Source organism: Streptomyces tagetis, from assembly GCF_018069565.1.
Taxonomy (GTDB): Bacteria; Actinomycetota; Actinomycetes; order Streptomycetales; family Streptomycetaceae; genus Streptomyces; species Streptomyces tagetis.
Genome location: NZ_JAGPNL010000005.1, coordinates 499,059 through 524,900 on the forward strand (window position 1 = coordinate 499,059; position 25,842 = coordinate 524,900).

General features: G+C 73.0%; 20 protein-coding genes. 2 read left to right on the plus strand and 18 right to left on the minus strand.

The window, feature by feature from the left end; all coding sequences use genetic code 11:
* The first annotated feature begins 81 nt into the window (after nt 1–81).
* Nucleotides 82–1,620, plus strand: a complete 1,539-nt coding sequence (locus J5Y05_RS20620; RefSeq protein WP_210874564.1) for a DUF2637 domain-containing protein — start codon at nt 82–84, stop codon at nt 1,618–1,620.
* Nucleotides 1,621–1,692: 72 nt separating this feature from the next.
* On the opposite strand, the gene lysS is transcribed toward J5Y05_RS20620, so the two are convergent.
* Nucleotides 1,693–3,438, minus strand: coding sequence for a lysine--tRNA ligase (gene lysS, locus J5Y05_RS20625; RefSeq protein ID WP_210874495.1), 1,746 nt, complete (start codon nt 3,436–3,438; stop codon nt 1,693–1,695).
* Between the two features lie 168 nt (nt 3,439–3,606).
* Here lysS and argS point away from each other — a divergent pair, with 168 nt between their 5' ends.
* Nucleotides 3,607–5,373, plus strand: coding sequence for an arginine--tRNA ligase (gene argS, locus J5Y05_RS20630; RefSeq protein WP_210874496.1), 1,767 nt, complete (start codon nt 3,607–3,609; stop codon nt 5,371–5,373).
* A gap of 54 nt (nt 5,374–5,427) precedes the next feature.
* Here argS and J5Y05_RS20635 read toward each other — a convergent pair whose 3' ends face one another.
* From J5Y05_RS20635 to npdG, 17 genes are all read right to left on the minus strand, one after another.
* Nucleotides 5,428–6,273 (minus strand): arylamine N-acetyltransferase family protein, encoded by an 846-nt coding sequence (locus tag J5Y05_RS20635; protein WP_210874497.1) that lies wholly within the window; start codon nt 6,271–6,273, stop codon nt 5,428–5,430.
* Nucleotides 6,274–6,339: 66 nt separating this feature from the next.
* A complete protein-coding gene (locus tag J5Y05_RS20640; protein WP_210874498.1) occupies nt 6,340–7,242 on the minus strand; it encodes an SAM-dependent methyltransferase in 903 nt (300 codons plus the stop codon).
* 158 nt (nt 7,243–7,400) lie between these two features.
* A complete protein-coding gene (gene hemB, locus J5Y05_RS20645; RefSeq protein ID WP_210874499.1) occupies nt 7,401–8,399 on the minus strand; it encodes a porphobilinogen synthase in 999 nt (332 codons plus the stop codon).
* Between the two features lie 107 nt (nt 8,400–8,506).
* A complete protein-coding gene (locus J5Y05_RS20650; protein ID WP_210874500.1) occupies nt 8,507–10,036 on the minus strand; it encodes an aldehyde dehydrogenase in 1,530 nt (509 codons plus the stop codon).
* Nucleotides 10,037–10,089: 53 nt separating this feature from the next.
* Entirely contained in the window at nt 10,090–11,211 is a 1,122-nt protein-coding gene (locus tag J5Y05_RS20655) for a Zn-dependent alcohol dehydrogenase (protein ID WP_210874501.1), read from the minus strand.
* A gap of 74 nt (nt 11,212–11,285) precedes the next feature.
* Entirely contained in the window at nt 11,286–12,821 is a 1,536-nt protein-coding gene (locus J5Y05_RS20660) for an NCS1 family nucleobase:cation symporter-1 (protein ID WP_210874502.1), read from the minus strand.
* 276 nt (nt 12,822–13,097) lie between these two features.
* The gene (locus J5Y05_RS20665; RefSeq protein WP_210874503.1) at nt 13,098–13,982 is read right to left on the minus strand and encodes a nitrilase-related carbon-nitrogen hydrolase; all 885 of its coding nucleotides are present in this window, start codon (nt 13,980–13,982) and stop codon (nt 13,098–13,100) included.
* A complete protein-coding gene (locus tag J5Y05_RS20670) occupies nt 13,979–15,463 on the minus strand; it encodes an NAD-dependent succinate-semialdehyde dehydrogenase (protein WP_210874504.1) in 1,485 nt (494 codons plus the stop codon). Before J5Y05_RS20670 ends, J5Y05_RS20665 begins: the two co-directional genes overlap by 4 nt.
* A gap of 94 nt (nt 15,464–15,557) precedes the next feature.
* Nucleotides 15,558–16,349: an IclR family transcriptional regulator gene (locus J5Y05_RS20675; RefSeq protein WP_210874505.1), complete on the minus strand. Its 792-nt coding sequence runs from the start codon at nt 16,347–16,349 to the stop codon at nt 15,558–15,560.
* A gap of 114 nt (nt 16,350–16,463) precedes the next feature.
* A complete protein-coding gene (locus tag J5Y05_RS20680; protein WP_210874506.1) occupies nt 16,464–17,630 on the minus strand; it encodes an ABC transporter substrate-binding protein in 1,167 nt (388 codons plus the stop codon).
* Nucleotides 17,631–17,714: 84 nt separating this feature from the next.
* A complete protein-coding gene (locus tag J5Y05_RS20685; RefSeq protein ID WP_210874507.1) occupies nt 17,715–18,533 on the minus strand; it encodes an ABC transporter permease in 819 nt (272 codons plus the stop codon).
* Nucleotides 18,530–19,324, minus strand: a complete 795-nt coding sequence (locus tag J5Y05_RS20690) for an ABC transporter ATP-binding protein (RefSeq protein WP_210874508.1) — start codon at nt 19,322–19,324, stop codon at nt 18,530–18,532. The genes J5Y05_RS20685 and J5Y05_RS20690 overlap by 4 nt, the downstream gene beginning before the upstream one ends.
* Nucleotides 19,325–19,353: 29 nt before the next feature.
* On the minus strand, nt 19,354–20,295 hold the full coding sequence (locus J5Y05_RS20695; RefSeq protein ID WP_210874509.1) for an ABC transporter permease: 942 nt from the start codon (nt 20,293–20,295) through the stop codon (nt 19,354–19,356).
* A gap of 686 nt (nt 20,296–20,981) precedes the next feature.
* On the minus strand, nt 20,982–23,573 hold the full coding sequence (locus J5Y05_RS20700; protein ID WP_210874565.1) for a bifunctional FO biosynthesis protein CofGH: 2,592 nt from the start codon (nt 23,571–23,573) through the stop codon (nt 20,982–20,984).
* A 29-nt stretch (nt 23,574–23,602) separates the two neighbouring features.
* Nucleotides 23,603–24,286, minus strand: coding sequence for a 2-phospho-L-lactate guanylyltransferase (gene cofC / locus J5Y05_RS20705; protein ID WP_210874510.1), 684 nt, complete (start codon nt 24,284–24,286; stop codon nt 23,603–23,605).
* Between the two features lie 19 nt (nt 24,287–24,305).
* The gene (locus J5Y05_RS20710) at nt 24,306–25,139 is read right to left on the minus strand and encodes a carbon-nitrogen hydrolase family protein (protein WP_210874511.1); all 834 of its coding nucleotides are present in this window, start codon (nt 25,137–25,139) and stop codon (nt 24,306–24,308) included.
* A complete protein-coding gene (gene npdG, locus J5Y05_RS20715; protein WP_210874512.1) occupies nt 25,136–25,837 on the minus strand; it encodes an NADPH-dependent F420 reductase in 702 nt (233 codons plus the stop codon). Before npdG ends, J5Y05_RS20710 begins: the two co-directional genes overlap by 4 nt.
* Nucleotides 25,838–25,842 lie beyond the last annotated feature (5 nt).

Here is a 25,842-nt window from a genome sequence, read left to right on the forward strand (position 1 = left end):
CGCGCAACAACAGGCACTGGGAGGGGAGTACGGGTGGCCGCGCCACTAGAGCTGACCCGGACGCATCGCGTTCTCATCGGCATGGTCGTCTTCGGTGCCGTCATCATCGCGGGCATCGGCTTCGCGGGTTCGTACGCCGCCGTGCGCGAGCTGGCCCTCCAGAAGGGCTTCGGGAACTTCAGCTACGTCTTCCCGATCGGCATCGACGCGGGCATCTGCGTACTGCTCGCCCTCGACCTGCTGCTGACCTGGATACGCATCCCCTTCCCGCTGCTGCGCCAGACGGCGTGGCTGCTGACGATGGCGACGATCGCCTTCAACGGCGCGGCGGCCTGGCCCGACCCGCTCGGCGTGGGCATGCACGCGGTGATCCCGGTGCTGTTCGTGGTCTCCGTCGAGGCGGCCCGGCACGCCATCGGCCGGATCGCCGACATCACCGCCGACAAGCACATGGAGGGCGTCCGGCTCACCCGCTGGCTGCTCTCGCCGGTCCCGACCTTCCTGCTCTGGCGGCGGATGAAGCTGTGGGAGCTGCGCTCCTACGACCAGGTGATCAAGCTGGAGCAGGAACGGCTGGTCTACCAGGCCCGGTTGCGCTCGCGCTTCGGCCGCGCCTGGCGCCGCAAGGCCCCGGTGGAGTCCCTGATGCCGCTGCGGCTGGCCCGCTACGGGGTGCCGCTGGCGGAAACGGCCCCGGCGGGGCTGGCGGCGGCGGGCATCGAGCCGGCGCTGCTGCCGCCCGCGCCGGAGCAGACGGCCGCCTCGGTGGCGCTGACCGCGCAGGGGGCACTGGGCGCGGGGCAGCCGCTGGAGCTGGAGGGACAACGACAGGCGGCGGCCGGCACCGGACAGGGCGGCGCCGGGCAGGAGGGCGCCGGGCAGGGCGGCGCTGTGAACACGGCGGATGCCGTGAACGGTGTGAACAGCGCAAACGGCGCGGCCGGTGTGAACCACCCGAACGCTGTGAACGGCGTGAATCCCGCGAATGCTGTGAACAGCGCGAACGGCACGAAGCCTGTGAACGGCACACACCCGGACGGCACTGTGAACCCCGCCGACCCTGTGAACTCCCCCGCCCCGGGCACCCCCGTGAACCCCGCCGACCGCAACGCCCCTGTGAACCCCGCCGACTCTGTGAACCCCGGCGCCCCCAACGGCCCCGCCACCCCCGCCACCCCCGGCGGCCCCGAGCAGAGCCCCTGGTTCAACACCCGCCGGATCGACTACCAGGGCGGCTACGACCCCGCGTACAACCCGGCCGAGCAGTACGCCCAGTGGTACGAGCAGCAGCGCCACGCCGACGAGTACCGCGACCAGTACGAGGAGGAGCCGCCCCTGCACGAGCCCTCCCCCGAGGAGACCGGCAGCTTCCCGATCCCCGTCGTGCCGGGCCGCACCCGTGAACTCGGCGAGGGCGGCGGCACCCCGGAGCCGGACGAGGACGCCTACTACCAGGTCTTCAAGCAGTCGATCGACGACAGCTTCCCGACCCCGCGCGAGTTCGGCGAGAACATCCAGGCGACCTTCGGCACCCCGCTCCCCGACACCGAGGCCAAGCGGCTGGTCACCGAGTTCTCCACCCGCTTCAGCAAGGAGCTGGAGGAGGACCACATCGCCTGACCCGGCGATACGACACGGCGCAGGGGGCGCCCGGTGGATGCCGGGTGCCCCCTGCGGTGTGTGCGGGCGGGGTCAGTCGCCGAGCAGGGTGCGCACCCGCTCCTGGCCCACCGCGAGGAGCAGCGTGGGCAGCCGGGGGCCGGTGTCCCGGCCGACCAGCAGGTGGTAGAGGAGCGCGAAGAAGGACCGCTGGGCGGTCTTGATCTCGGCGGGCAGCTCCTTCGGCGTGGCGTCGGCGGAGAAGCCGGCCCGCACCTTCGGCACCCCGTAGACGAGGTGGGTGAGCCCGTCCAGCGACCAGTGGCCGGCCAGCCCGTCCAGCAGCAGCCGCAGCGACTGCCGGGACTCCTCGTCCAGGGACTTCAGCAGCTCGGCGTCCGGCTCGCCGCGCACGATGGTGCGCTGGTCGGCGGGGACGTGGGTGGTGACCCACGCCTCGGCCTTGGCGTACCGGGGCCGGGCCTCGTCGAGGGAGGCGAGGGGGTGCTCCGGGTCCAGCTCGCTCAGGATGCGCAGCGCCTGGTCCTCGTGCCCGCCGGTGATGTCGGCCACCGAGGCGAGCGTGCGGTACGGCAGCGGGCGCGGGGTGCGCGGCAGCTCGCCCGCGGCGGTGCGCACCGCCCGGGAGTGGGCGGCGAGGTCGGCGGGCAGCGCCTCGCCGGCGGCGACCTTGGCGTCGAGCCGGTCCCACTCGTCGTAGAGCCGCTGGATCTCCTGGTCGAAGGCGATCTTGAAGGACTGGTTCGGCTTGCGGCGCGCGTAGAGCCAGCGCAGGAGCTGCGGCTCCATGATCTTCAGCGCGTCGGCCGGGGTGGGCACACCGCCCCGGGACGAGGACATCTTCGCCATGCCGCTGATGCCGACGAAGGCGTACATCGGGCCGATCGGCTGCTTGCCGCCGAAGATGCCGACGATCTGCCCGCCGACCTGGAAGGACGACCCGGGCGAGGAGTGGTCGACGCCGCTCGGCTCGAAGACCACGCCCTCGTACGCCCAGCGCATCGGCCAGTCGACCTTCCAGACCAGCTTGCCGCGGTTGAACTCGGAGAGCCGGACGGTCTCGGAGAAGCCGCAGGCGGTGCAGGCGTAGGTCAGCTCGGTCGAGTCGTCGTCGTAGGCGGTGACCGTGGTGAGGTCCTTGTCGCAGTTCCCGCAGTACGGCTTGTACGGGAAGTACCCGGCGGAGCCGGAGCTGCCGTCGTCCTCGGCGGCGGCGCCGGAGCCCTCGGCGGCCTCCAGCTCGGCCTCGTCGACCGGCTTCTGCTGCTTCTTCCCGGCGGTCTTCGGCTTGGTCCGGTACTGGGCGAGGACGGCGTCGATGTCGCCGCGGTGGCGCATGGCGTGCAGGATCTGCTCGCGGTAGACGCCGGAGGTGTACTGCTCGGTCTGGCTGATCCCGTCGAACTCCACGCCGAGGTCGGCCAGCGCCCCGACCATGGCGGCCTTGAAGTGCTCGGCCCAGTTCGGGTACGCCGAGCCCTCGGGGGCGGGGACCGAGGTCAGCGGCTTGCCGATGTGCTCGGCCCACGCCTCGGGGTCGACGCCGGCGATGCCCTGGGGCACCTTGCGGTAGCGGTCGTAGTCGTCCCAGGAGATCAGGTGCCGGACCGGGACGCCCCGGCGGCGGATCTCGTCGGCGACCAGGTGCGGGGTCATGACCTCGCGCAGGTTGCCCAGGTGGACGGGGCCCGAGGGGGACAGCCCGGACGCGACGACGACCGGTTTGCCCGGGGCACGTCGCTCCGACTCGGCGATGACCTCGTCCGCGAAACGGGAGACCCAGTCGGTGGTCTCTGTGCTCTGAGCCACGATCGGCACGTCCTTCTTTCTGCTCTGGCAGCCCGTACGGTCGCACGGCTGACCGCACCATTCTCCCAGCCGCCCCCGTATCCGCGAAAATGGCTTTACCCGGCGTGGGATACTCGGGTTCCGTAGCCATCGCGCTACCGGCAGCCCCGGAACCCGAGCAGAACGGCGAACCCCTCCATGGCCTCGGTCACGTCCCTCACCGACTCCGTCCAGCAGCACCTCGCGTCCGCGCTGACGGCCACCCGGCCGGAGGCGGCCGGCGCGGACCCGCTGCTGCGACGCAGCGACCGGGCGGACTACCAGGCCAACGGCATCCTCGCGCTCGCCAAGAAGGCCAAGGCGAACCCGCGGGAGCTGGCCGCCGAGGTCGTCGCGCACGTCACCACCGGCGAACTCCTCGCCGACGTCGAGGTCTCCGGCCCCGGCTTCCTCAACCTGACCATCGCCGACCGGGCGATCACCGCGAACCTGGCCGCGCGGTACGCGGACGACACCGGCCGGCTCGGCGTGCCCCACGCCGGGAACCCCGGCACCACGGTGATCGACTACGCCCAGCCGAACGTGGCCAAGGAGATGCACGTCGGCCACCTGCGCTCCGCGGTGATCGGCGACGCGGTCGTGCGGCTGCTGGAGTTCACCGGCGAGACGGTCGTACGGCGCCACCACATCGGCGACTGGGGCACCCAGTTCGGCATGCTCATCCAGTACCTGGAGGAGCACCCGCACGAGCTGGACCACAAGGCCGGCCAGGTCAGCGGCGAGGAGGCGATGTCCAACCTCGACCGCCTCTACAAGGCCGCGCGCAGGCTCTTCGACGCCGACGAGGAGTTCAAGACGCGCTCGCGGCGCCGGGTGGTCGACCTCCAGGCGGGCGACCCGCACACGCTGGCCGTCTGGCAGAAGTTCGTCGACGAGTCGAAGATCTACTTCTTCTCCGTCTTCGAGAAGCTGGACATGGAGGTCCGCGACCCGGACATCGTCGGCGAGTCCGGCTACAACGACATGCTCGCGGAGACCTGCCGGCTGCTGGAGGAGTCGGGGGTCGCGGTCCGCTCCGAGGGCGCGCTCTGCGTCTTCTTCGAGGACGTCAAGGGCCCCGACGGCAAGCCGGTCCCGCTGATCGTGCAGAAGTCGGACGGCGGCTACGGCTACGCGGCCACCGACCTGTCCGCCATCCGCGACCGGGTCTTCGCCCTGAAGGCCGACACCCTGCTCTACGTGGTCGACGCCCGCCAGTCGCTGCACTTCAAGATGGTCTTCGAGACCGCCCGCCGGGCCGGCTGGCTCGACGGCGTCACCGCCACGCAGCTCGCCTTCGGCACGGTCCTCGGCATGGACGGCAAGCCGTTCAAGACCCGTGAGGGCGAGACGGTCAAGCTGGAGGACCTGCTCGACGAGGCGGTCCAGCGGGCCACCTCCGTGGTGCGGGAGAAGGCCGGGAAGGTGGGCCTGTCCGAGGCGGAGATCGAGGAGAACGGCCGGTACGTGGGCGTCGGCGCGGTCAAGTACGCCGACCTGTCGACCTCCGCGGTGCGCGACTACAAGTTCGACCTGGACCAGATGGTCTCGCTCAACGGCGACACCTCCGTGTACCTCCAGTACGCCTACGCCCGCGTCCAGTCCATCCTGCGCAAGGCCGGCGAGGCCCGCCCGGTCCCGCACCCGGAGCTGGAGCTGGCGGCGGCGGAGCGCGCCCTCGGCCTGCACCTGGACCAGTTCGGCGAGACGGTGCTGGAGGTGGCGGCGGCCTACGAGCCGCACAAGCTCGCCGCCTACCTGTACCAGCTCGCCTCGCTGCTGACGACGTTCTACGACCAGTGCCCGGTGCTGAAGGCCGACACCGCCGAGCGCACGGAGAACCGCCTGTTCCTGGTGGACCTGACCGCCCGCACCCTGCACCAGGGCATGGCGCTCCTCGGCATCCGGACGCCCGAGCGCCTCTGAGCACCCGGCCGAGGGCCCCTGGGGACGGCGGACGGCCCGCCCCGGGGGCCCTCGTCATGCCAGCAGGCGTACGCCGTCCGGGGCCGTGATGCCGAACACCTCCGCGAGCAGGCGGCGGGCCTGGGCCTCGTCGGCGGGCCCGCGGGTGGTGGCGGTGCCGTCGGGGGCGGTCTCGGTCAGGACGCCGTCGCGGAAGAGGAGGTCGCGCTCCGGGGTGACGCTGCGGACGTAGGGACGCTGCGAGAAGGGGGAGCGCGGGTTGGTCGCCATGTGCCAGTTGACGATCTCGAAGTCGCCCCGGGTGAACGGCTCCAGGGTGAAGGCGTACTGCGGCTCGAAGCCCTCCCCGGTCCCCGGCGCCCGGGTCCGGAGCATCCACAGCTCCAGCGGCCCGGTGTGCGGGACGCGTACCAGCCGGTGCGCGCGCCCGGCGCGGCGGAACGTGGTGTCCGCGGTGAGCGGCACCGGCTCCAGCAGCGAACCGGCCGCGCCGAAGCCGACGTCGGCCAGGTGCGGCACCGGTTCGCCGGGCACCTCGACGAGGAGGGCCATATGGGTGCGGGGCCGGTCCTCGACGCGCTCGGCGCCGACGGCGACCCGGGCCGCGAGCCGGGTCACCGTGAAGCCGAGCGCCTCCAGGACGGCGGCGAACAGCGTGTTGTGCTCGTAGCAGTAGCCGCCCCGGTCGCGGCCGTGGACCAGCTTGGCCGTCAGGTCGCCGAGGTCGAGCGAGGGCGCGGACCCGGCCAGGGCGTCGAGGTTCTCGAACGGGATGGCCCGCAGGTGGGCCAGGTGCAGGGCGCGGAGGGTGGCCGCGTCGGGCCGCCACTGCCCCGCCCGGCCGATCCGCGCGAGGTAGGCGTCCGGGTCGAAGGGCGTCGTCGGTGTGCTGTCGTGCATGGCCTCACCGTACGGAAGCGTCTTCGGCCGTCCGGCCGCCGGTCCGGCCGGACGGTCGCGGGGCGCTCAGCCCTTGGTGCCGAGGCCGCCGTAGACGTTGATGTCGGCGTCGGTGACGTCGTTGATGTCCTTGTAGCGGACCTTCTCGATGTCGTCGAGCTGCGCGAGGTAGGACTCCTCGGGCTGCTCGGGGACGGGCGCCGCGTGGTCGGGCCGCCAGTGGTGGACGGGGACCACACCGGGCTCGGCGAGGGCCAGCCCGCTGTCGGTGAAGAACCGCTCGACCTCGGCGCGGCTGCGCAGCACGAAGGTGAAGCCCCGCTCGGTGTACGTCCGCTGGACCGCGCGCACGTTCTCCGCGTTGAGGTCCTCGGTGAGGTGGCTGAGGACGAGCCGGCTGCCGGCGGGCAGCGCGTCGACCAGTTCGCGGACGATGGGGTAGGCCGCCTCGTCCTCGACGAAGTGCAGGATGGCGACGAGGCAGAGGGCCACCGGCCGGTCGAAGTCGAGGGTGCGGGCGGCCTGTTCGAGGATCGCGGCCGGGTCCAGCAGGTCGGCGTCGATGTAGTCGGTGCGCCCCTCGGGCCCGCTGGTGAGCAGGGCGCGGGCGTGGGCGAGGACGACGGGGTCGTTGTCGACGTAGACCACCCGGGAGTCCGGGACGAGGCGCTGCGCGATCTGGTGCACGTTCTCCGCCGTCGGCAGTCCGGTGCCGATGTCGAGGAACTGGCGGATGCCCTCGTCCCGGGCCAGGGTGGTCACGGCGCGGCGCAGGAAGTCCCGGTTGTGCCGGACGTCGAGGTAGCCGCGCGGGTTGGCCGCGAGCCCGGCCGCCGCCGCGTCGAGGTCGGCGGGGTAGTGGTCCTTGCCGCCGAGGAAGACGTCGTAGACGCGGGCGGGGTGTGCCCTGCCGCTGTCGATCCTCCTCCGCAGTTCGGCGGGGTCCTGGCTGAGCGCGTCACCGGGCATGGGGGCTCCCTGGTCAGTCGGTCGCATACGAACCTGTCGGGTCGTCAACAACCTAGCTCCTGACGGGAGTTGTGCGCGCCCGGGGCCCGCGTCCCGGCCGGGGGGGCAGGCCCGCGCCCCCCGGTCAGTCCCGTCCGGGGGCGCGGGCCGCGCCCGGGTCAGTCCCGGCCGAGGGCGCGGGCCGTCTCGGTGGCCCAGTAGGTGAGGATGACGCGCGCGCCGGCCCGCTTGATGCCGGTGAGCGACTCCAGGATCGCCTGGTCCCGGTCGATCCAGCCCTTCTCGGCGGCGGCCTCGATCATCGCGTACTCGCCGGAGATCTGGTACGCGGCCACCGGCACGTCCACCGCGTCGGCGACGCGGGCCAGGATGTCGAGGTAGGGCCCGGCGGGCTTGACCATGACGATGTCGGCGCCCTCCGCGAGGTCGAGCGCCAGCTCGCGCAGGGACTCGCGGGTGTTGGCCGCGTCCTGCTGGTAGGTCTTGCGGTCGCCGGTGAGCGAGGAGCCGACGGCCTCGCGGAAGGGGCCGTAGAAGGCGGAGGCGTACTTGGCGGTGTAGGCGAGGACGGCGACGTCCTCCCGGCCGATCCCGTCGAGGGCGTCGCGGACGACGCCGATCTGCCCGTCCATCATGCCGCTGGGGCCGACCACGTGCGCCCCGGCCTCGGCCTGCGTCCGCGCCATCTCGGCGTACCGATGGAGGGTCGCGTCGTTGTCGACCCGGCCCGCGGCGTCCAGCACACCGCAGTGGCCGTGGTCGGTGAACTCGTCCAGGCACAGGTCGGACATGACCAGCAGGTCGTCGCCGACCTCGGCCCGCACATCGCGCAGGGCGACCTGGAGGATGCCGTCCGGGTCGGTGCCGGCGCTGCCGGTGGCGTCCTTCTTCGCCTCCTCCGGCACGCCGAAGAGCATGATCCCGGAGACCCCGGCCTCGGCGGCCTCGACGGCGGCCTTGCGCAGCGAGTCCCGGGTGTGCTGCACCACGCCGGGCATCGCCGTGATCGGCACCGGCTCGCTCACGCCCTCGCGCACGAAGGCGGGCAGCACCAGGTCGGCCGGGTGCAGCCGGGTCTCCGCGACCATCCGACGCATGGCGGGGGTGCTCCGGAGCCGCCGGGGCCGGGTGCGGGGGAAGTGTCCGTACGTCGTCATACCCCTACGCTACGCCCGCCCGGCTGGTGCCTTTGCCGACGCGGGGTCGGGTGGGGCGGGGGCGCGGGCGGGCGCGGCGGGGGCGTGGGCGCGGCGGCCAGAGGACGTCAGCGAGCGGGGACCGGCTCGGCGACCGAGGTGCCGGCGGTCCCGGCCGTGTCGGCCGCCTCCTCGGCCTCGTCCGGTCCCGGCGGCTCGGTCACGAAGATCGTCTTGTACTGGAGGTACGCCTCGATCCCCTCGCGGCCCAGCTCGGAGCCGAGCCCGCTGTCCCGCCGCCCGCCGAAGGGGGCGCCGATGTCGAAGTTGGCGTGGTTGACGCTGAAGGTGCCGGTGTCCACCGTGCGGGCCACCCGCCGCCCCAGCGCCTCGTCCTCGGTCCAGACACTGCCGGCCAGTCCGTAGGCGGAGTCCTCGGCGAGCGCCACGGCGCCCTCGACGGTGCCGTCGTAGGGGGTGAGGGTGACGACCGGGCCGAAGATCTCCTCCCGGGCGACCACCATCGACGGCTCCACGTCGGCGAAGACGGTGGGGGCGACGTAGAAGCCCCGGTCGAGTCCGGCGGGGCGCCCGCCGCCGGTGGTGACGCGGGCACCCTCGCGGCGGCCCCGGTCGAGGTAGCCCTCGATGCGTTCGCGGGCGGCGGCGCCGGCGACCGGGCCGATCACCGTGGCGGGGTCCAGCGGGTCGCCGACCGGCCAGGCGGCGACGGTGTCGGTGACGGCGTCCACGATCTCGGCGTAGCGGGAGCGGGGCACCAGCAGCCGGGTGTTGTTGGTGCAGGTCTGGCCGTTGTTGTTGAAGGACAGGTCGAGCAGGTGGTCGAGGAAGAGCGGGAGCGGGGCGTCCTCCAGGAGGATCGCGGCGGACTTCCCGCCCAGTTCCAGGGTGACCGGGCGCAGCAGGGCGCCGCAGAGGCCGCCGATGCGGCGTCCGGCGGCGGTGGAGCCGGTGAAGGCGACCTTGTCGACGCCGGGGTGGGTGACCAGGTACTCCCCCACCTCCCGTTCGGCGGGCAGGAAGTTGATCACGCCGGGCGGGAAGCCGGCCTCGTGGACGGCGTCGGCGACCAGGAAGGAGTCGAGTCCGGTGGTGGGGGACGGTTTGACCACGGCGGTGCAGCCCATGGCGAGGGCGGGGGCCAGCTTGAAGAAGAGGGTGCTCAGCGGGTAGTTCCAGGGCACGATCATGGCGATGACGCCGACCGGTTCCCGGCGGACCAGGCTGTGGCCGTACCCGGCGGGCCGCAGGTCCTCGCTGTGCATCACGCCGGCGAGCGGCGCGTAGAAGCGCAGCAGTCCGGCGGCGGCGCCGACGTTGGCCTCGACGGCGCGGGCCCGGGGGGTGCCGACCTCCTGGGCGATGAGGGTTCCGAGGGCGTCGGTGCGGGCCTCCAGGGCGAGGGCGAGGCGCTCCATCGCGGCGGCGCGGGAGGCCGCGGTGCCCCAGCCGCGGGTGCCGCCGGCCGCCCGGCGCGCGGCGGCGACGGCGGCGTCGACGTCGGCGCGGGAGGCTTCGGGGAAGACGCCGAGCGGCTCCTCGGTCCCGGCGCCGACCGCGGTGAAGGTGCGGTCGGTGGCGGGGGCGTGCCAGTCGCCGTCGAGGTAGAGGGCGTCGCGGTCGGTCCCGTGGGACATGGCGGGGTGCTCCTTCGGTTCCTGCGGTGCGTGCGGTGGGCGCGGTGCGGGGGTCACGGGGCGCCGCGGTGGGCGACGACGCCGCGCAGGTTGCGGCCGGAACGCAGGTCGGCGAAGCCCTGGTTGATCTCGTCGAGGGTGTAGGTGCGGCTGACCAGTTCGTCGAGCTTGATCAGGCCCTGGCGGTAGAGGGAGAGCACGCGGGGCACGTCCCGGATGGGGCTGCACGAGCCGAAGATGGTGCCCTGGAGGCGCTTCTCGGCGAAGACCATCTGGGTGCCGGGGAGCTGGACGTTGATGTCGTGGACGTCCTCGGACATCCCGGCGAGGACGATGGTGCCGCCCTTGCCGGTGGCCTCGAAGGCGGCGCGGACGATGGGGGCGGTGGTCTCGCCGGTGCAGACGAGGGTGGTGTCGGCGCCGCCGGCCCCGGGGTTGAGCCGGGCGGCGAGGGCGCCGGCCTCCGCGAGGTCGCGGCAGACGTGGGAGGCGCCGAGGTCGCGGGCGAGGGCGTGCTTGGCCTCGTTGGGCTCGACCAGGACGACGTCTCCGGCGCCGGCGAGGCGGGCGCCCTGGACGGCGTTGATGCCGACGCCGCCCGCGCCGACGACGATGACCGTGTCGCCGGGCCGGGGTTCGGCGGCGTAGACGGCGGCGCCCCAGCCGGTGAGGACGCCGCAGCTCACCAGCGCGACGACGGAGAGCGGCACGTCGGGGTCGACGCGGACCAGGGAGTCCTGGGAGACGACGGAGTGCTCGGCGAAGGTGCCCAGGGCGCAGTTGGCGCCGATGGGCCCGTCCGGGCCGGTGAACCGGTAGGTGCCGTCGGGGAGTTTGCCCTCGGGACCGTAGGCGGCGGCGTCGCACAGGTTGGCGCGTCCGCCGGCGCACCAACGGCAGTGTCCGCAGGAGGGTTTGAAGGAGGCGGCGACGTGGTCGCCGGGGGCGAGGCGGGAGACGCCCTCGCCGACCGCCTCGACGATGCCGGAGCCCTCGTGGCCGCCGATGATGGGCAGCGGGGCCATGTTGCCGGTGCGGACGTGTTCGTCGGAGTAGCAGAGCCCGGCGTGGGTGAAGCGGACCAGGACCTCACCGGCCCGGGGCGGGGCCAGGTCGAGTTCGGTGATCTCCCAGTCCTTGCCGGGGGCGGTCATGACGGCGGCACGGGTCTTCATCGGATGGCCTCCAGCGAGGTCGGGGCGAGGGGCGGCTCGGGGTGCGGCGGCGCCGGGGCGCCGGGCGGCGGGGCTCAGACCGTGGCCTTGTGGGGGGCCTCGGCCTCGGGGCGCGGTGCGCGCGGCGGAACGATCCTGCTGAACAGGGTGTGCAGGAGGATGCCGCCGAGGAAGGCGACGGCCCAGTTGTAGTCGAACAGGGGCTTGAGGAAGGGGACGTAGCCGTCGGCGGGGAAGGGACCCGAGCCGTCCTCGGAGTAGGCGCCGGCCAGGGAGAGGAAGAGGACGATGGCGAGGGCGAGCAGCGGGCGCCAGTTGAAGCCGCGCGCGTACTCGTAGGGGCCGCCGCGGGTGTAGAGGCCGGCGAGGTCGAGCACCCGCTTGCGCAGCAGCCAGTACTCGGCGGCGAGGATGCCGGCGACCCCGCCGAGGAAGGCGCCGGTCACGCCGAGCCAGGTGAAGATGTACAGCTCCGGCGAGGAGAGCAGCCGCCAGGGCTGCATGAGGATGCCGATGACCCCGGCGATGACGCCGCCGGTGCGGAAGCTGATCAGGCGCGGGAAGGCGTTGGAGAAGTCGTAGGCCGGGCCGACGGTGTTGGCGGCGACGTTGACGGCGATGGTGGCCACGATGACGCAGAGCAGCGCGAAGAGGATGACGACCGGGTTGGAGAAGCGGCTGACCAGGTCGATGGGGTCCCAGATGGCGTGTCCGTAGACGGCGATGGTGGCCGAGGTGGTCAGGGCGCCGATCATGGAGAAGACGGTCATGGTGGTGGGCAGGCCGAGGCACTGCCCCCGCATCTGCTCGCGCTGGCCCTTGGCGAAGCGCGTGAAGTCGGCGATGTTCACCGACATGGTGGCGAAGTAGGCGACCATGCCCATCAGGGAGGGCGCGAAGAGCAGCCAGAAGTCGCTGCCCCAGCCCAGTCGGGAGCCCTCGGTGGCGAGCGGGCCGAAGCCGTCGGCCTGGACGACCATCCAGACCAGCAGGAAGGCGGCGACGACCAGGATGAGCGGCGCGGACCAGTTCTCGAAGCGGCGGATGGACTCCACGCCGCGCACGATGAGCGCGATCTGGAGCAGCCAGAACACGGCGAAGGACACCCACAGCGTCTTGGGGTGGCCCCACAGCTCGCCCGCGTGCAGCCAGCCGTCCCCGGCGAAGGCGCCGGTGATCGTGTAGATGGCCTGGCCGCCGATCCAGGTCTGGATGCCGAACCAGCCGCACGCGGACAGGGCGCGCAGCAGCGCGGGCACGTTGGCGCCGAGCGTGCCGAAGGCGGCGCGGGCGAAGACGGGGTACGGGATGCCGTACTTGGTGCCGGCGTGGCTGTTGAGGAGGATCGGCACCAGGACGATCAGGTTGCCGAGGGCGATCGTCATGACCGCCTGGTACCAGCTCATGCCGAGGTCGATGAGCCCGCTGGCGAGGTAGTAGGTGGGGATACCGTGGGCGATGCCCATCCACAGGGCCGCGTAGTTGTACGTGGTCCAGGTCCGGCCGGAGAGGGGTACGGGGGCGAGGTCCGCGTTGTAGAGCGGACTGCTCTCGATACTGCTCGGGTCGGTCAGCTCCACCTGTGCGTCGCTGCGCTCGTTCGCTCGCATAACCGTTCACCTTTTGGTCCATAGAGTGAACCAGGGGTTCAGAGGGTGGGAAGAAGTCTGTGGGAGGGCCACCGGCCTGTCAATAGACGCCGGTGTGTCCCTCCTTCGATGGAAGACAGGGGGAAGACGGAGGGAAGGCAGGGAAAAGCGGGAGAAACCCCGAAGCGGGGAAAGCCCGAAGGGGGAGAAGCCCGTGAGGGAGGGAACCCCTGGCCGGGGGCCGACGCCGTGGACGCGGCCCCCGGGGGGCGGACGGAGCCCTGAGGGTGTGCGGGGTCAGGCGGGGTCGCCGGCCGGCCGCGGGGGCTCCGGGGTGAAGTCGCCGCTGCGGTAGACGTCGGTACGACGGTCGCCGAGCGGCTGGTTGAAGGGGTTGCCGTGGCGTTCCTCGCGGGAACCGATCAGGTCCACCTCGGCGAGCAGGACGGCCTCGCCCTCGCCGCCGGCCGGTCCGGCCAGCGGCCAGCCGTCGGGGCCCACGATGACCGACCGGCCGATGAAGGGCTGGTCGCCCTCGACGCCGGTACGGCTGACCCCGGCGACGTAGAACTGGTTGCTGTGGGCGGCGGTCATGCACATCAGGTTGGCCATCGCCGGGGCGTCCTCGGGCTGCCCCGGTACGGGCACCCAGTTGGACGGCAGGGCCAGCAGGTCGGCGCCGCCGAGCGCGGCGCTGCGGAAGGTCTCCGGGAACCAGGCGTCGTAGCAGATGCCGATCCCGATGTTGCCGAGCGGCGTGCGGAAGACGGGGAAGCCGTCCTCCTGGCGGTCGTAGAGCTCCTTCTCGAAGTTCCACAGGTGGGCCTTGCGGAAGGTGCCCACGTGACCGTCGGGGCCGAAGAGCGCCGCCGCGTTGTAGACCTTCTCCCGGCCCTCCTCCACCGCCAGCTCGGTGATGCCGCCGACGATCCACAGGTCCAGCTCGGCGGCGAGCGCGGCCCAGGCGGAGGCGACCGGCCCGCCGGGGACGGGCTCGGCGTGCCGGCGGGCGTCGTCCCGGTCGGTGAACATGTACCCGGCCGAGGCGGCCTCGGGCAGGACCACCAGGCGGGCCCCGGCCGCCGCGGCCTCGCGGACGAGCCGCGAGGACGTGGCGATGTTGGCCGCCTGATCGCGCAGGACGGGCTCGTACTGGAGGCCCGCGAGAAGGAAGCCGGTCATCGGTCCGCCCTGATCGCCAGGTACTTCAGGCTCAGGTACTCGTCGATGCCGACCGCGCCGCCCTCGCGGCCCAGGCCCGACTGCTTGACGCCGCCGAAGGGCGCGGCCGGGTTGGAGATGACGCCCTGGTTGAGCCCGACCATGCCGCACTCCAGTCGCTCGGAGACGCGCAGCCCCCGGTCGAGGCTCTCGGTGTAGAGGTACCCGGCGAGCCCGTACTCGGAGTCGTTGGCGAGGGCCACGGCGCTCTCCTCGTCGTCGAAGGCGACGATCGGGGCGACCGGGCCGAAGATCTCCTCGCGCAGGGCGCGCGCCCCGAGGGGGACCCCGTCCAGCACGGCCGGGGCGAGGAAGTGGCCGTCCGCGGGGACGTCGGCGTCCGGGGTGAGCAGGGTGGCGCCGGCCTCGGTGGCGTCGGTGACCAGGGCGGTGACGTTCTTCACCGCCGCCGCGTCGATCAGCGGGCCGACCTGGGACTCCGGGTCGAGCCCGTGCCGCACCGGGAGGGCGGCGAGCCGCTCGGCCAGGCGCCGGCCGAACTCCGCGGCGACCGAGGAGTGGACGTAGAAGCGGTTGGCGGCGGTGCACGCCTCGCCGGTGTTGCGCATCTTCGCCAGGAAGGCGCCCTCGACGGCCGCGTCCAGGTCGGCGTCGGCGAAGACCAGGAAGGGGGCGTTGCCGCCCAGCTCCATGGAGGTGCGCAGCACGGTGCGGGAGGCGCCGGCGAGCAGGGCGCGGCCGACCCCGGTGGAGCCGGTGAAGGACAGCTTGCGCAGCCGGGTGTCGTGCAGCAGGTGGTCGGTGACCTCGCCGGAGCGGCTGGTGGTGAAGACGTTCACCACGCCGGGGGGCGCCCCGGCCTCCCGCAGGATGTCCACCAGGGCCAGCATGGACAGCGGGGTCTGCCGGGCGGGCTTGACGACCACGGTGCAGCCGGCCGCCAGCGCCGGGCCGATCTTGCGGGTGCCCATCGCCATGGGGAAGTTCCACGGGGTGATCAGCAGGCAGGGGCCGACCGGCTGGCGCAGGGTGACCACCCGGGAGCCGCCGCCGGGGGCCGTCATGTACCCGCCGTCGATGCGCACGGCCTCCTCGGAGAACCACCGCAGGAACTCGGCCGCGTAGGCGACCTCGGCGCGGGACTCGGCCAGCGGCTTGCCCATCTCCAGGGTCATCATGAGCGCCAGCTCGTCCGTGCGGGCGATGATCGCCTCGTAGGCCCGGCGCAGGACCTCGCCGCGTTCGCGGGGCGGGGTCGCCGCCCAGGACGCCTGGGCGCGCACGGCGGCGTCGAGGGCGTCCGCGGCGTCCGCCGGGGCGGCGTCGGCGACCTCGGCGATCGCCTCGGTGGTGCCGGGGTCCTCGACGGCGAGGGTCGCCCCGCTGCGGGCCGGGCGCCATTCGCCGTCGACGAACAGGCCCTGGGGTGTGCGTTCCACGACCTCCCGGGCGGCGCGCAGCCGCTCCTGAAGTGCCGCCATTGGCTTCCTCCTCGTTCGCTCCGCGGCCCCACCGGGCGGTGGTGGCCGTGGGGTGAGCCCGTCCCGGGGACCGGGGCGCCGCTGCCGCTGTGGGCTAGCGCTCGGTGAATCCGGTGGGCAGTTCGATGCCGGTGACGCTGAGCAGTTCGCCGAGCTGCCGGGCCGCCTTCTGGACGGCCTCGGCGACCTCGTCGATGCGCGGGCGGGTCAGCCGGTAGGTGGGTCCTCCGATCCAGACGGCGTAGGTGGTGGCGTCGCCGACCCGGACGGGGGCGGCGACGGAGGCCGCGCCGACCTCCAGTTCGTCGTAGGCGACGGCGTACCCGCGGGTGCGCACCTCGCCCATGGACTCGATGAACGCGTCGAGCCCGCCGAGCTGTTCGGGCGCGTTGGCCTCGAACTCCTCGCCGAACTCGGCCCGGATGCGGTCCGTTTCGAGGGCGCTGAGCAGGACCTTGCCGGTGGAGGTGGCCCACACCGGCTGGGTCCGGGGTACGGGTTTGAGGGTCTGGCCGATCAGGGAGGGGCCGGGGACCTGGGCGACGACCATGACGTTCGGGGCGAGCAGCACGTCGAAGCCGGCCGTCTCCTTGGTCTCCTTGGCCAGATCGCGCAGCACGTCGCGCATGTGGCCGTAGGCACCGCCGCCGTCCAGCAGCCCGCCGACGATGGAGAGCAGGCCCAGCGAGACGCGGTAGCGGCGGGTCACCGGGTCCAGGTTGAGCCAGCTCTCCCGTTCCAGGACGGTGAGCACCCGGTAGCAGGTGGCCTTGGGGATGCCGGACTCCCGGGCGATCTCGCTGAGTCCGACCCCTTCGGGATGGGCCGCGACCGTGCGCAGGAGCCAGATCGTCCTGCGGACCAGACCTGCTTCACTGGGTGCCATTGTTCCTCCGTCTGTCACGTCGGGTTCGCTGCCGGGCGGTGCGTCCATCCTGGCAGGCAGGGACGGCCCGGCCGCCGCGTGCCGCCGGACCCGGCGCACGCCGGGCCCGCCCGGTCACTTGCCGCCCGGTGTGACCTCGACCGTCTCGGGCCGGTAGGACGAGCCGGTCACGTCGAATCCCTCCGCCTTCAGTTCCTTGAGCGCCTTCTCGGTCAGGTCGGTGCGGTAAGCGCCCTCGGTGGGCGGCGCCTTGAGGAGCCCGGCCTTCACGGCGATGTCGATGGTCTGGTCCCATGCCTTCTCGTCGACCATGCCGACGCCCTGCTCGGCGGGCCAGATCAGCCTGTTGACCTCGTTGAGCATCCAGGTCTGGTGGCCCTTGCCGAGGGCGCTGCCGTTCTTGAGGACGATGTCGACGCAGCCCTCCAACTCGTCGCGGCAGAAGCCCCAGCCCTCGTAGGTGGCCTTGAGGAACTTGACCGCGGTCTCCTGGTTCTCCTTCTTGGCGAGCCAGTCCTCCTTGGCGTAGATGCCGTCCTCCAGGGTCTGGTAGCCGGCGTCCTGGAGGTTGATGGCGACGAAGTCGGAGGGCTGGTAGAGCTTGCCGGTCTTCGGGTTCGTGGTCTCCAGGAGCTGCGCGTACTCGTTGAAGGTCTTGGCCTGCGCCGCGTCGACCTCCCGCTTGAGCAGCAGGGACATGTCGAAGGGCTGCTGGATGACCTCCGCGTCCTTCGACGGGTCGACGCCCGAGCCGCGCATCGCGGCGAACAGGGTCAGCTCGTTGCCGTAGCCCCAGCTCCCGACCCGCTTGCCCTTGAGGTCGGCGAGGGTCTTGATGCCGGAGTCGGCCCAGGCGACCTGGAGGTAGGCGCCGCGCTGGAACTCCTGGCCGATGTTGACGAGGTCGGCGCCCTGTTCCCGGGTGATCATGGTCTTGGTGACGTGGGAGACGGCGAACTCGGCGTTGCCGGCCGACAGGACCTGCTGCGGCACGATGTTCACCCCGCCTTCCTGGATCGTCACGTCGAGGCACGCCTTGTCGTAGAAGCCCTTCTCCTTGGCCGCGTAGTACCCGGCGAACTGGGCCTGGGCGACCCACTGGAGGACGACGCGGACCTTCGTACGGGAGGTGCAGTCCTTGCCCGCCTCGGCGGCGGCCTCGCTCCCGCTCTCGGACATGCCGCCGCAGGCGGCGAGCAGCAGCGCGCCGGCGGACAGGACCGCGGCCGACCGGACGCCTCGGCGGGCGGATCTGGACAGTGGTGCTCGGTTTCTGGACACGTTACCTCCGCGCGGGAAGGAAGAAAGGGGGTGGACGGGAACAGCCGGGGGGGGAGGTGGAGAGGGGAGGAAGGCGGCCGGTGGTCAGGACGTCTCTTCGTGCAGGGACGCGTGCCACGGCATCAGCAGCCGCTCCAGCAGCGTCACCGCCCCGAAGAGAGCGAGCCCGAGCGCGCCGGACACCAGGATTCCGGCCCAGGCGTAGTCGAACCGGGGAAGGGCCGCCTGGTAGGCGATGTAGACGCCGAGCGCCTCGGTGCTGCCGCCGAAGTACTCGCTGACGATGACGCCGATCACGGCGAGGGTGGTGCCGAGCTTGAGCGCGTTGAAGACGAACGGGAGGGCGTTGGGCAGCCGCAGCATCAGGGCCACATGGCGCGGGCGGGCGGCGAGGGACTCCATGATCTCCAGGTGCAGGGGCGCGACCTGGAGCAGTCCCCGGGTGGTGTTGACGAAGACCGGGAAGAAGACCATCACGGCGGCGACGCCGGCCTTGGAGAGCAGGCTCGTCACACCGAACCAGTTGTTGAAGATCGGGGCGAGGGCGACGACCGGGGCGCAGTTGATCAGCACGGCCGCGTTCAGCACCGGGCCGGACATCCTCGGGAAGCGGCTGACCATCAGGGCCGTGGCGACGCCCCCGAGGGAGCCGAGGGCCAGTCCGAGCAGGACGGCCTCGACGGTGGCCCGGGAGGCCGACAGGATCGCGCCGGCGTCGTCCTGGAACGCCTCGGCGATCATGACCGGCGTCGGCATGATGAACACCGGCACGTCGAACAGGGCGATCACGGCCTGCCAGAGGCCGAGCACCACCACGGCGGTCACCGCGACCGGCGTGAGCCTGCCGATCCGGGCCCGCAGCGCGGAGCCGCCGCCGGGGCGGGAGAGCCGGAGGGTGCTCATGCCGCCGCCTGCTCGCTCGGGGCCCCGTGCAGGGCCTTGCGGACCTCGGTGACCTTCTCGAAGAACTCCGGCGTGGTGCGCGTCTCGGCGGTCCTCGGGTAGGGCAGGTCCACGTCGATGGAGGCGGCGATCCGGCCGGGCCGCGCGGACATCACCACCACGCGTGAGGAGAGGAACACCGCCTCCGAGATGCTGTGGGTGACGAAGACGACGGTCGTGCGGGTGTCTCCCCAGATGCGCAGCAACTCGCCCTGGAGCCGTTCCCGGTTCATCTCGTCGAGGGCGCCGAGCGGTTCGTCCATGAAGAGGATCTCCGGGTCGGCGGAGAGGGCGCGGGCGATGGCCACGCGCTGCTGCATGCCGCCGGAGAGCTGCCAGGGGTAGTGCCCGGCGAACTCGCTCAGCCGGACCAGCTCCAGCATCTCCAGCGCCTTGGCCCGGTGCACGTCCTTCTTGGCGCCGGCCACCTGGAGCGGCAGTTCGACGTTGCGCAGGACGCTGCGCCACTCGAAGAGGCCGGCCTGCTGGAAGACCATGCCGTAGTCGCGGGCGGCGCGGGCGGCGCCGGGTGTCTTGCCGTTGACGGTGACGGTGCCGCCGGTGGGCGCGGTGAGGTCGGCCATCACCCGCAGCAGGGTCGACTTGCCACAGCCGCTGGGCCCGAGCAGGGAGATGAACTCGCCCCGCCCGATGGTCAGATCGATGTCCTGCAGAGCGGTGACCGCACGGTCGGAGCCGCCGTTGAAGACTTTGTCTACTCCGCGGACGGAGATGATTGCGGGCTCGGCCATCAGGAGCTCCAGGGGGTGAGGGGTCTCGGCTAACGGGCGTGCCGGTGGCGGAGGGCGAACCGCTCCAGCAGGGCGAGGACCTGTACGAAGAGGATTCCGGCGATCGCGGCGACGAGGACGGCCGCGTACAGCTTCTCCGGACCGTTGGAGTAGTAGTAGGCGGAGGTGAGGATGGCGCGGCCGATGCCGCGGCCGGTACCGGCCGACAGCTCGCCGACGATGGCGCCGACCACGCTCGCCGTCGCGGCGAGCCGCAGCCCGGCGAAGACGTACGGGAGGGCCGCGGGGAACCGCAGCGACCACAGCACCCGCAGTTGCCCGGCGCCGACGCTGCGCATGAAGTCGAGCTGCACCGTGGGCGGGGACTTCAGTCCGCGCAGGGAGTTGACGGTGACGGGGAAGAAGGCGAGGTAGGCGGCGATGCCGGTGACGCCGGCCCACGGGGGCAGTCCGGCCTTGCCGCCCCAGATGACGATCATCGGGGCGATGGCGACGAGCGGCACCGTCTGGGAGGCGACCAGCCAGGGCATCAGGCCCCGGTTGAGCGGGGCCACGTGGACGAAGAGCACGGCGAGCACGAGGCCGAGCAGCGATCCGGCGCCCAGCCCGTACAGCGCCTCGCGGAGCGTCACGGTGGTCTCGCCGATGAGGTAGACGGCGAGCGAGGTGGAGTCCCCGGCGCGGGCCGGGGCGGCGAGCGAGCCGACGATGGTCCACAGGTGCGGCATCGAGAGGTCGTCGGTGGCGACCGGGAGGCCGAGGCCGAGGAACCGGTCGTCGACGGCCCGGCCGAACGCCTTGTACCCCTCCCACAGCGCGGCGAGGGCGACCACGACGAGCAGCGCGCCGAGCGGGTCGGTGAGGCGGCGCAGCAGGGCACCGTCGCGTCCCGGTTCTCGGGGGGCCGCGGGCTTCGGGCTCTTGCGGGCCGCGGGTGGTCTGGGCGAGGCAGAGATGTTGGTCGCAGTCATGCTCGGGCACTCTCCGAATCCTTCGGATGTGTCGTCCTGTGTCGTCCAGGGAGGGGGTCTGGGCCGCCCTGCCAACCTGTGCGGTCACCCAGTAGCTGGATCACTGAGTGAACTGGTGGTTCACGCTAGAGGCCGGTCCGGCTCGCGTCAACGGTTTGACCGAAACGCGTGGCCGATTTCCGCGCACTCTCGGAATTACTTGTTCCGGGGGCGTTCCGGAGGATCTTCCGGAGGCGTTCCGGAAGCGTCGGCGGGTGTTTCGCGGGCCCACGCGGAACGCCCCGGAAAAGGGCAGGCCGAGTACGCGGCCGGCCCCTCCGGGGCGTTGACGGGGCGTTGACGGGGTATTGGCGGGGTATTGGCGGGCATTGGCGGGCGTTGGCGGGGCGGCTCCCGGGCCCCTGCGGGACCGTTCCCCGGGAAGAACGGAAAGGCGTTTCCGGGAAAGCGGGATTCCCCGGGAATCCGGAATAGGGAGCCGGAAGGAAGGCGGAAGGGAGCCGGAAGGGAGCTGGAAGGAAGGCGGGAGGAAGGCGGGAGGAAGGCGGGAGGAAGGCGGGAGAGAAGCGGGCGGAGACGGGTTGAGCCGGAAGCGGGGACGGAACCGGAGCCGGCGGCATTCCCGCCCGGCCGCGAGGCCGGACGAATTCCCGTACCGGACCCCGGCTGTTCCCCCTCCCCCGCCCCTACACCAGCGGCAGCACCGCCCGCCGGGGCCGCCACACCCCGTCGTGGGCGCGGGCCACCGCCTCCCGCTCCGCGTCCACGGCTCCGTACAGCGTGGTCCGCATCCGGGCAGGGCGGCCGGCGTCCCGGGCCAGCGACTCCAGGTCGGTGACGCTCTTGTGGCTGCCCTGGGCGGAGCCCGCCATCCGGCTGATCGTCTCCTCCATCAGCGTGCCGCCGAGGTCGTTGACCCCGCCGCGCAGCACGTCGAGGACGCTCTGCCGGGCCAGCTTCACCCAGCTCGTCTGGATGTTGGCGATCCTGCCGTGCAGCAGGACCCGCGCCAGGGCGTGCACGGCCCGGTTCTCCAGCACGGTCGGCCCGGAGCGGGCGATCCCGGCCAGGTAGACCGGCGAGTTGGTGTGGACGAAGGGCAGCAGCACGAACTCCGTGAAGCCGCCCGTCTCCTCCTGGAGCCGGCCGATCAGCTTGAGGTGGTCCACCCAGTGGCGCGGGGTGTCCACATGGCCGTACATCATCGTCGCCGTGGTCGGCATGCCCAGGGAGTGCGCGGTGGTGACCACCTCGATCCACTGGGCCGCCGGCAGCTTGCCCTTGGTGAGCACCCAGCGGACCTGGTCGTCGAGGATCTCCGCGGCCGTGCCCGGCAGCGAGTCGACGCCCGCCTCCCGGGCCCCCTGGAGCCACTCGCGCACCGAAAGGTCCATCCGGGCCGCGCCGTTGACCACCTCCATCGGGGAGAAGGCGTGCACGTGCAGCCCCGGCGTACGGCGCTTGATCTCGGCGGCGATGTCGAAGTACGCGCTGCCCGGCAGGTCGGGATGGATGCCGCCCTGGAGACAGACCTCGCTCGCCCCCACCGACCACGCCTGTTCGGCCCGGTCCCCGATCTGCTCCAGGGAGAGGGTGTAGGCGTCGGCGTCGGTGCGCCGCTGGGCGAAGGCGCAGAAACGGCAGCCGGTGTAACAGACGTTGGTGAAGTTGATGTTGCGGGTGACGACGTAGGTGACCTCGTCGCCGACCGCGTCCGCGCGCAGGGCGTCGGCGAGCGCGGCCAGCGCCTCGATCTCCGCGCCCGCACCGGCGCCGAGCAGGGTGAGCGCCGGGCCGGCGGGCAGTCCCGCCGGATCGGCCTCCGCCGCGCGCAGCGCCGCCGCGAACTCGGGCCGCAGCCGCTGCGGCCGGCCCGCCGGGGCCGGTACGGACGCCGCGACGGCGCCCGGCGCCCCCGGTCTGCGGGCCTCCGGCGGCACGGCGCCGGCCACCGCCGCCCAGTCGCCGTACACCGAGTCGAAGTCCGCCCGCCGGTCGGTGGTGCGGCCCTCGGTGTCGACGGCGGCGAACAGGTCGGTGCGGCCGGCCGCGACGAGCGGGGTCTCCGGCTCCTGCCAGGGCAGGCCCACCGGCCGCGCCCCCTCGGCGGCGAGGCCGGTCACCGGGTCGGCGAGGGCCGCCACGTGCGGGGCGACGCGGGGGTCCAGCCAGGGTTCGCCGCGCCGCAGGTACTCGGGGTGGACCGTCAGCCGCTCGCGCAGGGTGAAACCGGCGGCGGCGGTGTGCGCGGCGAGTTCGTCGATCTGCGGCCAGGGCCGCTCGGGGTTGACGTGGTCGCCGGTCACCGGGGAGACCCCGCCCCAGTCGTCGATGCCGGCCCGCAGCATCAGCGCGTACTCCTCGCCCACCAGGTTCGGCGGGGCCTGGATGCGGGCGCCGGGGCCGAGCAGCAGCCGGGCGACGGCGACGGTGGCCGCCAGTTCGGCGGGGCCGGTGTCGGGGGCGGCGCGCATCGCGGTGTCCGGCTTGGCCCGGAAGTTCTGCACGATCACCTCCTGGATGCCCCCGTAGGCCCGGGAGATCCGGCGGATCTCGCGCAGGGCGTCGATCCGTTCGGCGGGGGTCTCCCCGATGCCGACGAGGATGCCGGTGGTGAACGGCACGTTGCTGCGGCCCGCGTCCTGAAGGACCCGCAGCCGCACCGCGGGTTCCTTGTCGGGCGAGCCGTGGTGGGGGCCGCCGCGCTCGGACCACAGGCGGGTCGCCGTGGTCTCCAGCATCATCCCCATGCTGGGCGCGACCGGCTTGAGCCGCTGGAGGTCCGTCCAGGTCAGCACCCCGGGGTTGAGGTGCGGCAGCAGGCCGGTCTCCTCCAGCACCCGGATCGCCATCGCCCGCACGTAGCTGAGCGTGTCGTCGTAGCCGTGGGCGTCCAGCCAGTCGCGGGCGGCGGGCCAGCGGTCCTCGGGCCGGTCGCCCAGGGTGAACAGCGCCTCCTTGCACCCGGCGGCGGCCCCGGCGCGGGCGATCTCCAGCACCTCGTCCGGGCCGAGGTAGGGCGCGGGGAGCCGGCCGGGGACGGTGGCGAAGGTGCAGTAGTGGCAGCGGTCGCGGCACAGCCGGGTCAGCGGCACGAACACCTTGCGGGAGTACGTGATCACGCCGGGCCGCCCGGCGGCGTCGAGTCCGGCGTCACGGACCCGGCCGGCGGCCTCGCAGAGCCGGTCGAGGTCGGCACCACGCGCGTGCAGCAGCACCTCCGCCTCGGCGGCGTCGAGGGTCACGGCGTCGCGGGCCCGGCGCAGGGCCCGGTTCATGGCCGAGCGGGTGGGAAGGGGAAGGCCGTTCACGGTGTTCCGACCCTTCGTTCGTACGGGGCCGTCGTGCCCGGCCGGGCCCCGTCCGGCGCGACGGCGGCGAGCCAGTGCCGGGTCGCGGGACCGAGGGTGTGCGGGGGCAGCGACAGCAGGTGGTCGACGGTGTCCACGTCCCGGCGCAGCGGTGAGGCGGGGTCCACGTCGAGGGGGCGGTGTCCGGCGGCCCGGAAGCGGGCGAGGGAGCCCGGTCCGAGGAAGGGCCGGAACTCCGCCGCGGAGCGCAGGGTGAGCAGGGTCGTCCCGGTGCCGTCGGCGTCGGCGACGACCGCGCGCCGGTGGCGGCCGGCCAGGGTGAGGGCCGCGGCGTAGTCGGCGGTGTCCGCCCCCGCCAGATCGCCCATGACCAGGGCGAGTGCGGCGGCGGGGTCGGCACCGCCGACCGTCCGGAGGGCCTCCCCCGCCTCCTCGTTGAGGCCGGAGAGGCGCCCTCCGCAGACGGCGGCCCCCGAGGCGAGGGCCGTCGCCGACGCCTCGGGGTCCGTCGTCACCACGACGACCGCGCGGACGGCGGGCACCCCTGTGAGCCGCCGCACCACATCGGTCAGCATGGCCCGCGCCAGGGACCGTCTGGCGGCCGGAGTGAGCCCCGTACACCGGGACTTGGCCCGGTCGAGGGACTTCGCCGGCACCAGCGCGATCCACGGCGTGGTCATGGCGCGGTCCGCGACCCGGTCACGGCGCCGCCGGTCCCATGCCGGTCAGCCGGCCGTACAGCTCGGGGCGGCGGTCGCGCAGGAAGGGACGGCTGCGCCGGGTGGCGGCCACCCGGTCCAGGTCGACCTCGGCGACGGCGATGTCGTCGCGGTCGTCGGCGGCCTGGGCGAGGACGTCGCCGTCGGGTCCGTAGACCGCGCTGAGCCCGAAGTACTCCTTGACGCCCTCGGTGCCGACGCGGTTGGAGCAGATGACGAACATGCCGTTGAAGACGGCGTGGGCGCGCAGTTCGAGCTGGAAGACCTCGCGCATCGGCGCGCTCGCCGAGGCCACCGGGACGCAGAGCACGGAGCCGCCGCGCAGGGCGACGATCCGGCTCAGCTCGGGGAAGTGGCGCTCGTAGCAGATGATCGTGCCGACGCCGGTCTCGCCGGTGTCCACCACCTCGGGCTCGGTGCCGCCGGGCCGGAAGTAGAACTTCTCCGGGAAGCCGTTGGAGAAGGGCAGGTGGGACTTGCGGTAGACCGACTTCAGCTCGCCGCGCACGTAAGTGCAGGCGGTGTTGTAGTAGACGCCGGGCACCTCGCCCTCCTCGAAGATGGAGGAGACGACGGTGATGCCGGCCCGGCGGGAGCGCTCGGCGGCCATGGTGTTGGAGGGCCCGTCCAGGCTCTCCGCGAGCCGGAAGTACTCGGGGTCGGGGTCGGGCTGGACGAACGGGACGGCGAACAGCTCGGGCAGCAGGACGATCCCGGCACCCTGGTCGGCGGCGGCGTCCAGCAGGTCGCCGGCGCGTTCGATGGTCTCGGCCCGGTCGTCGGTGGCCCGGAGCTGGACGGCGGCGAGCTTCATGCCACTTCCTCCTTCTCGGCGGTGGACGGCAGACCGGTGAGGGCGATGCCCGATCTGGTCCGGTAACGCTTGTTGACGGAGATCAGTACCGCGGTGAGCGGTTCGAGCTGGGCGGCGAGCCGGAGCCGGCCCGCGTCCACCGCCCGGCCGCCGGTGACGTCGGCGGCGAGGGCCAGCACCCGCGCCTTGGCGTCGGCGTCGTCCCCGCACACCAGGACGTCCTCGTGGCGCAGGTCGGCCTCGGGGTCGAGCAGCAGCGGGGCGGCCAGGTGGTGGAAGGCGCCGACCACCGTGGCGGAGGGCACCAGTGCGGCGGCTTCCTCGGCGGCGCTGCCGGCGGGGACGGGCACGCCGTAGGGGCCGCCCTTGTCGAAGCCCAGCGGGTTGACGCAGGAGACGAGGACCTTGCCGGCCAGGCTCTCGGCGAGCGAGGCGACCAGCTCGGCGTGGCCCTGGTACGGAACCGCCAGCAGGATCGTTTCCGCCCCGCGGGCGGCGTCCTCGTTGGCGGCGCCGTCGACCGGCGCGGTCACGCCGGGCAGGGCCCGCAGCTCCGCGGCGGCCTCGGCGGCCCGGCCCGCGTCGCGCGAGCCGAGCACCACGGGGTGACCGGCGCGGGCGAGCCGGTAGGCCAGTCCCCGGCCCTGGGGCCCGGTGCCGCCGACCACGGCGACGGGGGCGCGTGTGACGTCGCTCATCGCCC

Bases quoted from the DNA above. Each gene is read 5' to 3' on its own strand.
- J5Y05_RS20700 (WP_210874565.1), bottom strand. From the start codon at position 23,573: ATGAACCGGGCCCTGCGCCGGGCCCGCGACGCCGTGACCCTCGACGCC.
- J5Y05_RS20670 (WP_210874504.1), bottom strand. From the start codon at position 15,463: ATGGCGGCACTTCAGGAGCGGCTGCGCGCCGCCCGGGAGGTCGTGGAA.
- J5Y05_RS20650 (WP_210874500.1), bottom strand. From the start codon at position 10,036: ATGTCCCACGGGACCGACCGCGACGCCCTCTACCTCGACGGCGACTGG.
- J5Y05_RS20660 (WP_210874502.1), bottom strand. From the start codon at position 12,821: ATGCGAGCGAACGAGCGCAGCGACGCACAGGTGGAGCTGACCGACCCG.
- J5Y05_RS20675 (WP_210874505.1), bottom strand. From the start codon at position 16,349: ATGGCACCCAGTGAAGCAGGTCTGGTCCGCAGGACGATCTGGCTCCTG.
- J5Y05_RS20685 (WP_210874507.1), bottom strand. From the start codon at position 18,533: ATGAGCACCCTCCGGCTCTCCCGCCCCGGCGGCGGCTCCGCGCTGCGG.
- npdG (WP_210874512.1), bottom strand. From the start codon at position 25,837: ATGAGCGACGTCACACGCGCCCCCGTCGCCGTGGTCGGCGGCACCGGG.
- J5Y05_RS20710 (WP_210874511.1), bottom strand. From the start codon at position 25,139: ATGAAGCTCGCCGCCGTCCAGCTCCGGGCCACCGACGACCGGGCCGAG.
- argS (WP_210874496.1), top strand. From the start codon at position 3,607: ATGGCCTCGGTCACGTCCCTCACCGACTCCGTCCAGCAGCACCTCGCG.
- hemB (WP_210874499.1), bottom strand. From the start codon at position 8,399: ATGACGACGTACGGACACTTCCCCCGCACCCGGCCCCGGCGGCTCCGG.
- J5Y05_RS20640 (WP_210874498.1), bottom strand. From the start codon at position 7,242: ATGCCCGGTGACGCGCTCAGCCAGGACCCCGCCGAACTGCGGAGGAGG.
- J5Y05_RS20665 (WP_210874503.1), bottom strand. From the start codon at position 13,982: ATGACCGGCTTCCTTCTCGCGGGCCTCCAGTACGAGCCCGTCCTGCGC.
- J5Y05_RS20620 (WP_210874564.1), top strand. From the start codon at position 82: ATGGTCGTCTTCGGTGCCGTCATCATCGCGGGCATCGGCTTCGCGGGT.
- J5Y05_RS20655 (WP_210874501.1), bottom strand. From the start codon at position 11,211: ATGAAGACCCGTGCCGCCGTCATGACCGCCCCCGGCAAGGACTGGGAG.
- J5Y05_RS20635 (WP_210874497.1), bottom strand. From the start codon at position 6,273: ATGCACGACAGCACACCGACGACGCCCTTCGACCCGGACGCCTACCTC.
- cofC (WP_210874510.1), bottom strand. From the start codon at position 24,286: ATGACCACGCCGTGGATCGCGCTGGTGCCGGCGAAGTCCCTCGACCGG.
- J5Y05_RS20695 (WP_210874509.1), bottom strand. From the start codon at position 20,295: ATGACTGCGACCAACATCTCTGCCTCGCCCAGACCACCCGCGGCCCGC.
- J5Y05_RS20690 (WP_210874508.1), bottom strand. From the start codon at position 19,324: ATGGCCGAGCCCGCAATCATCTCCGTCCGCGGAGTAGACAAAGTCTTC.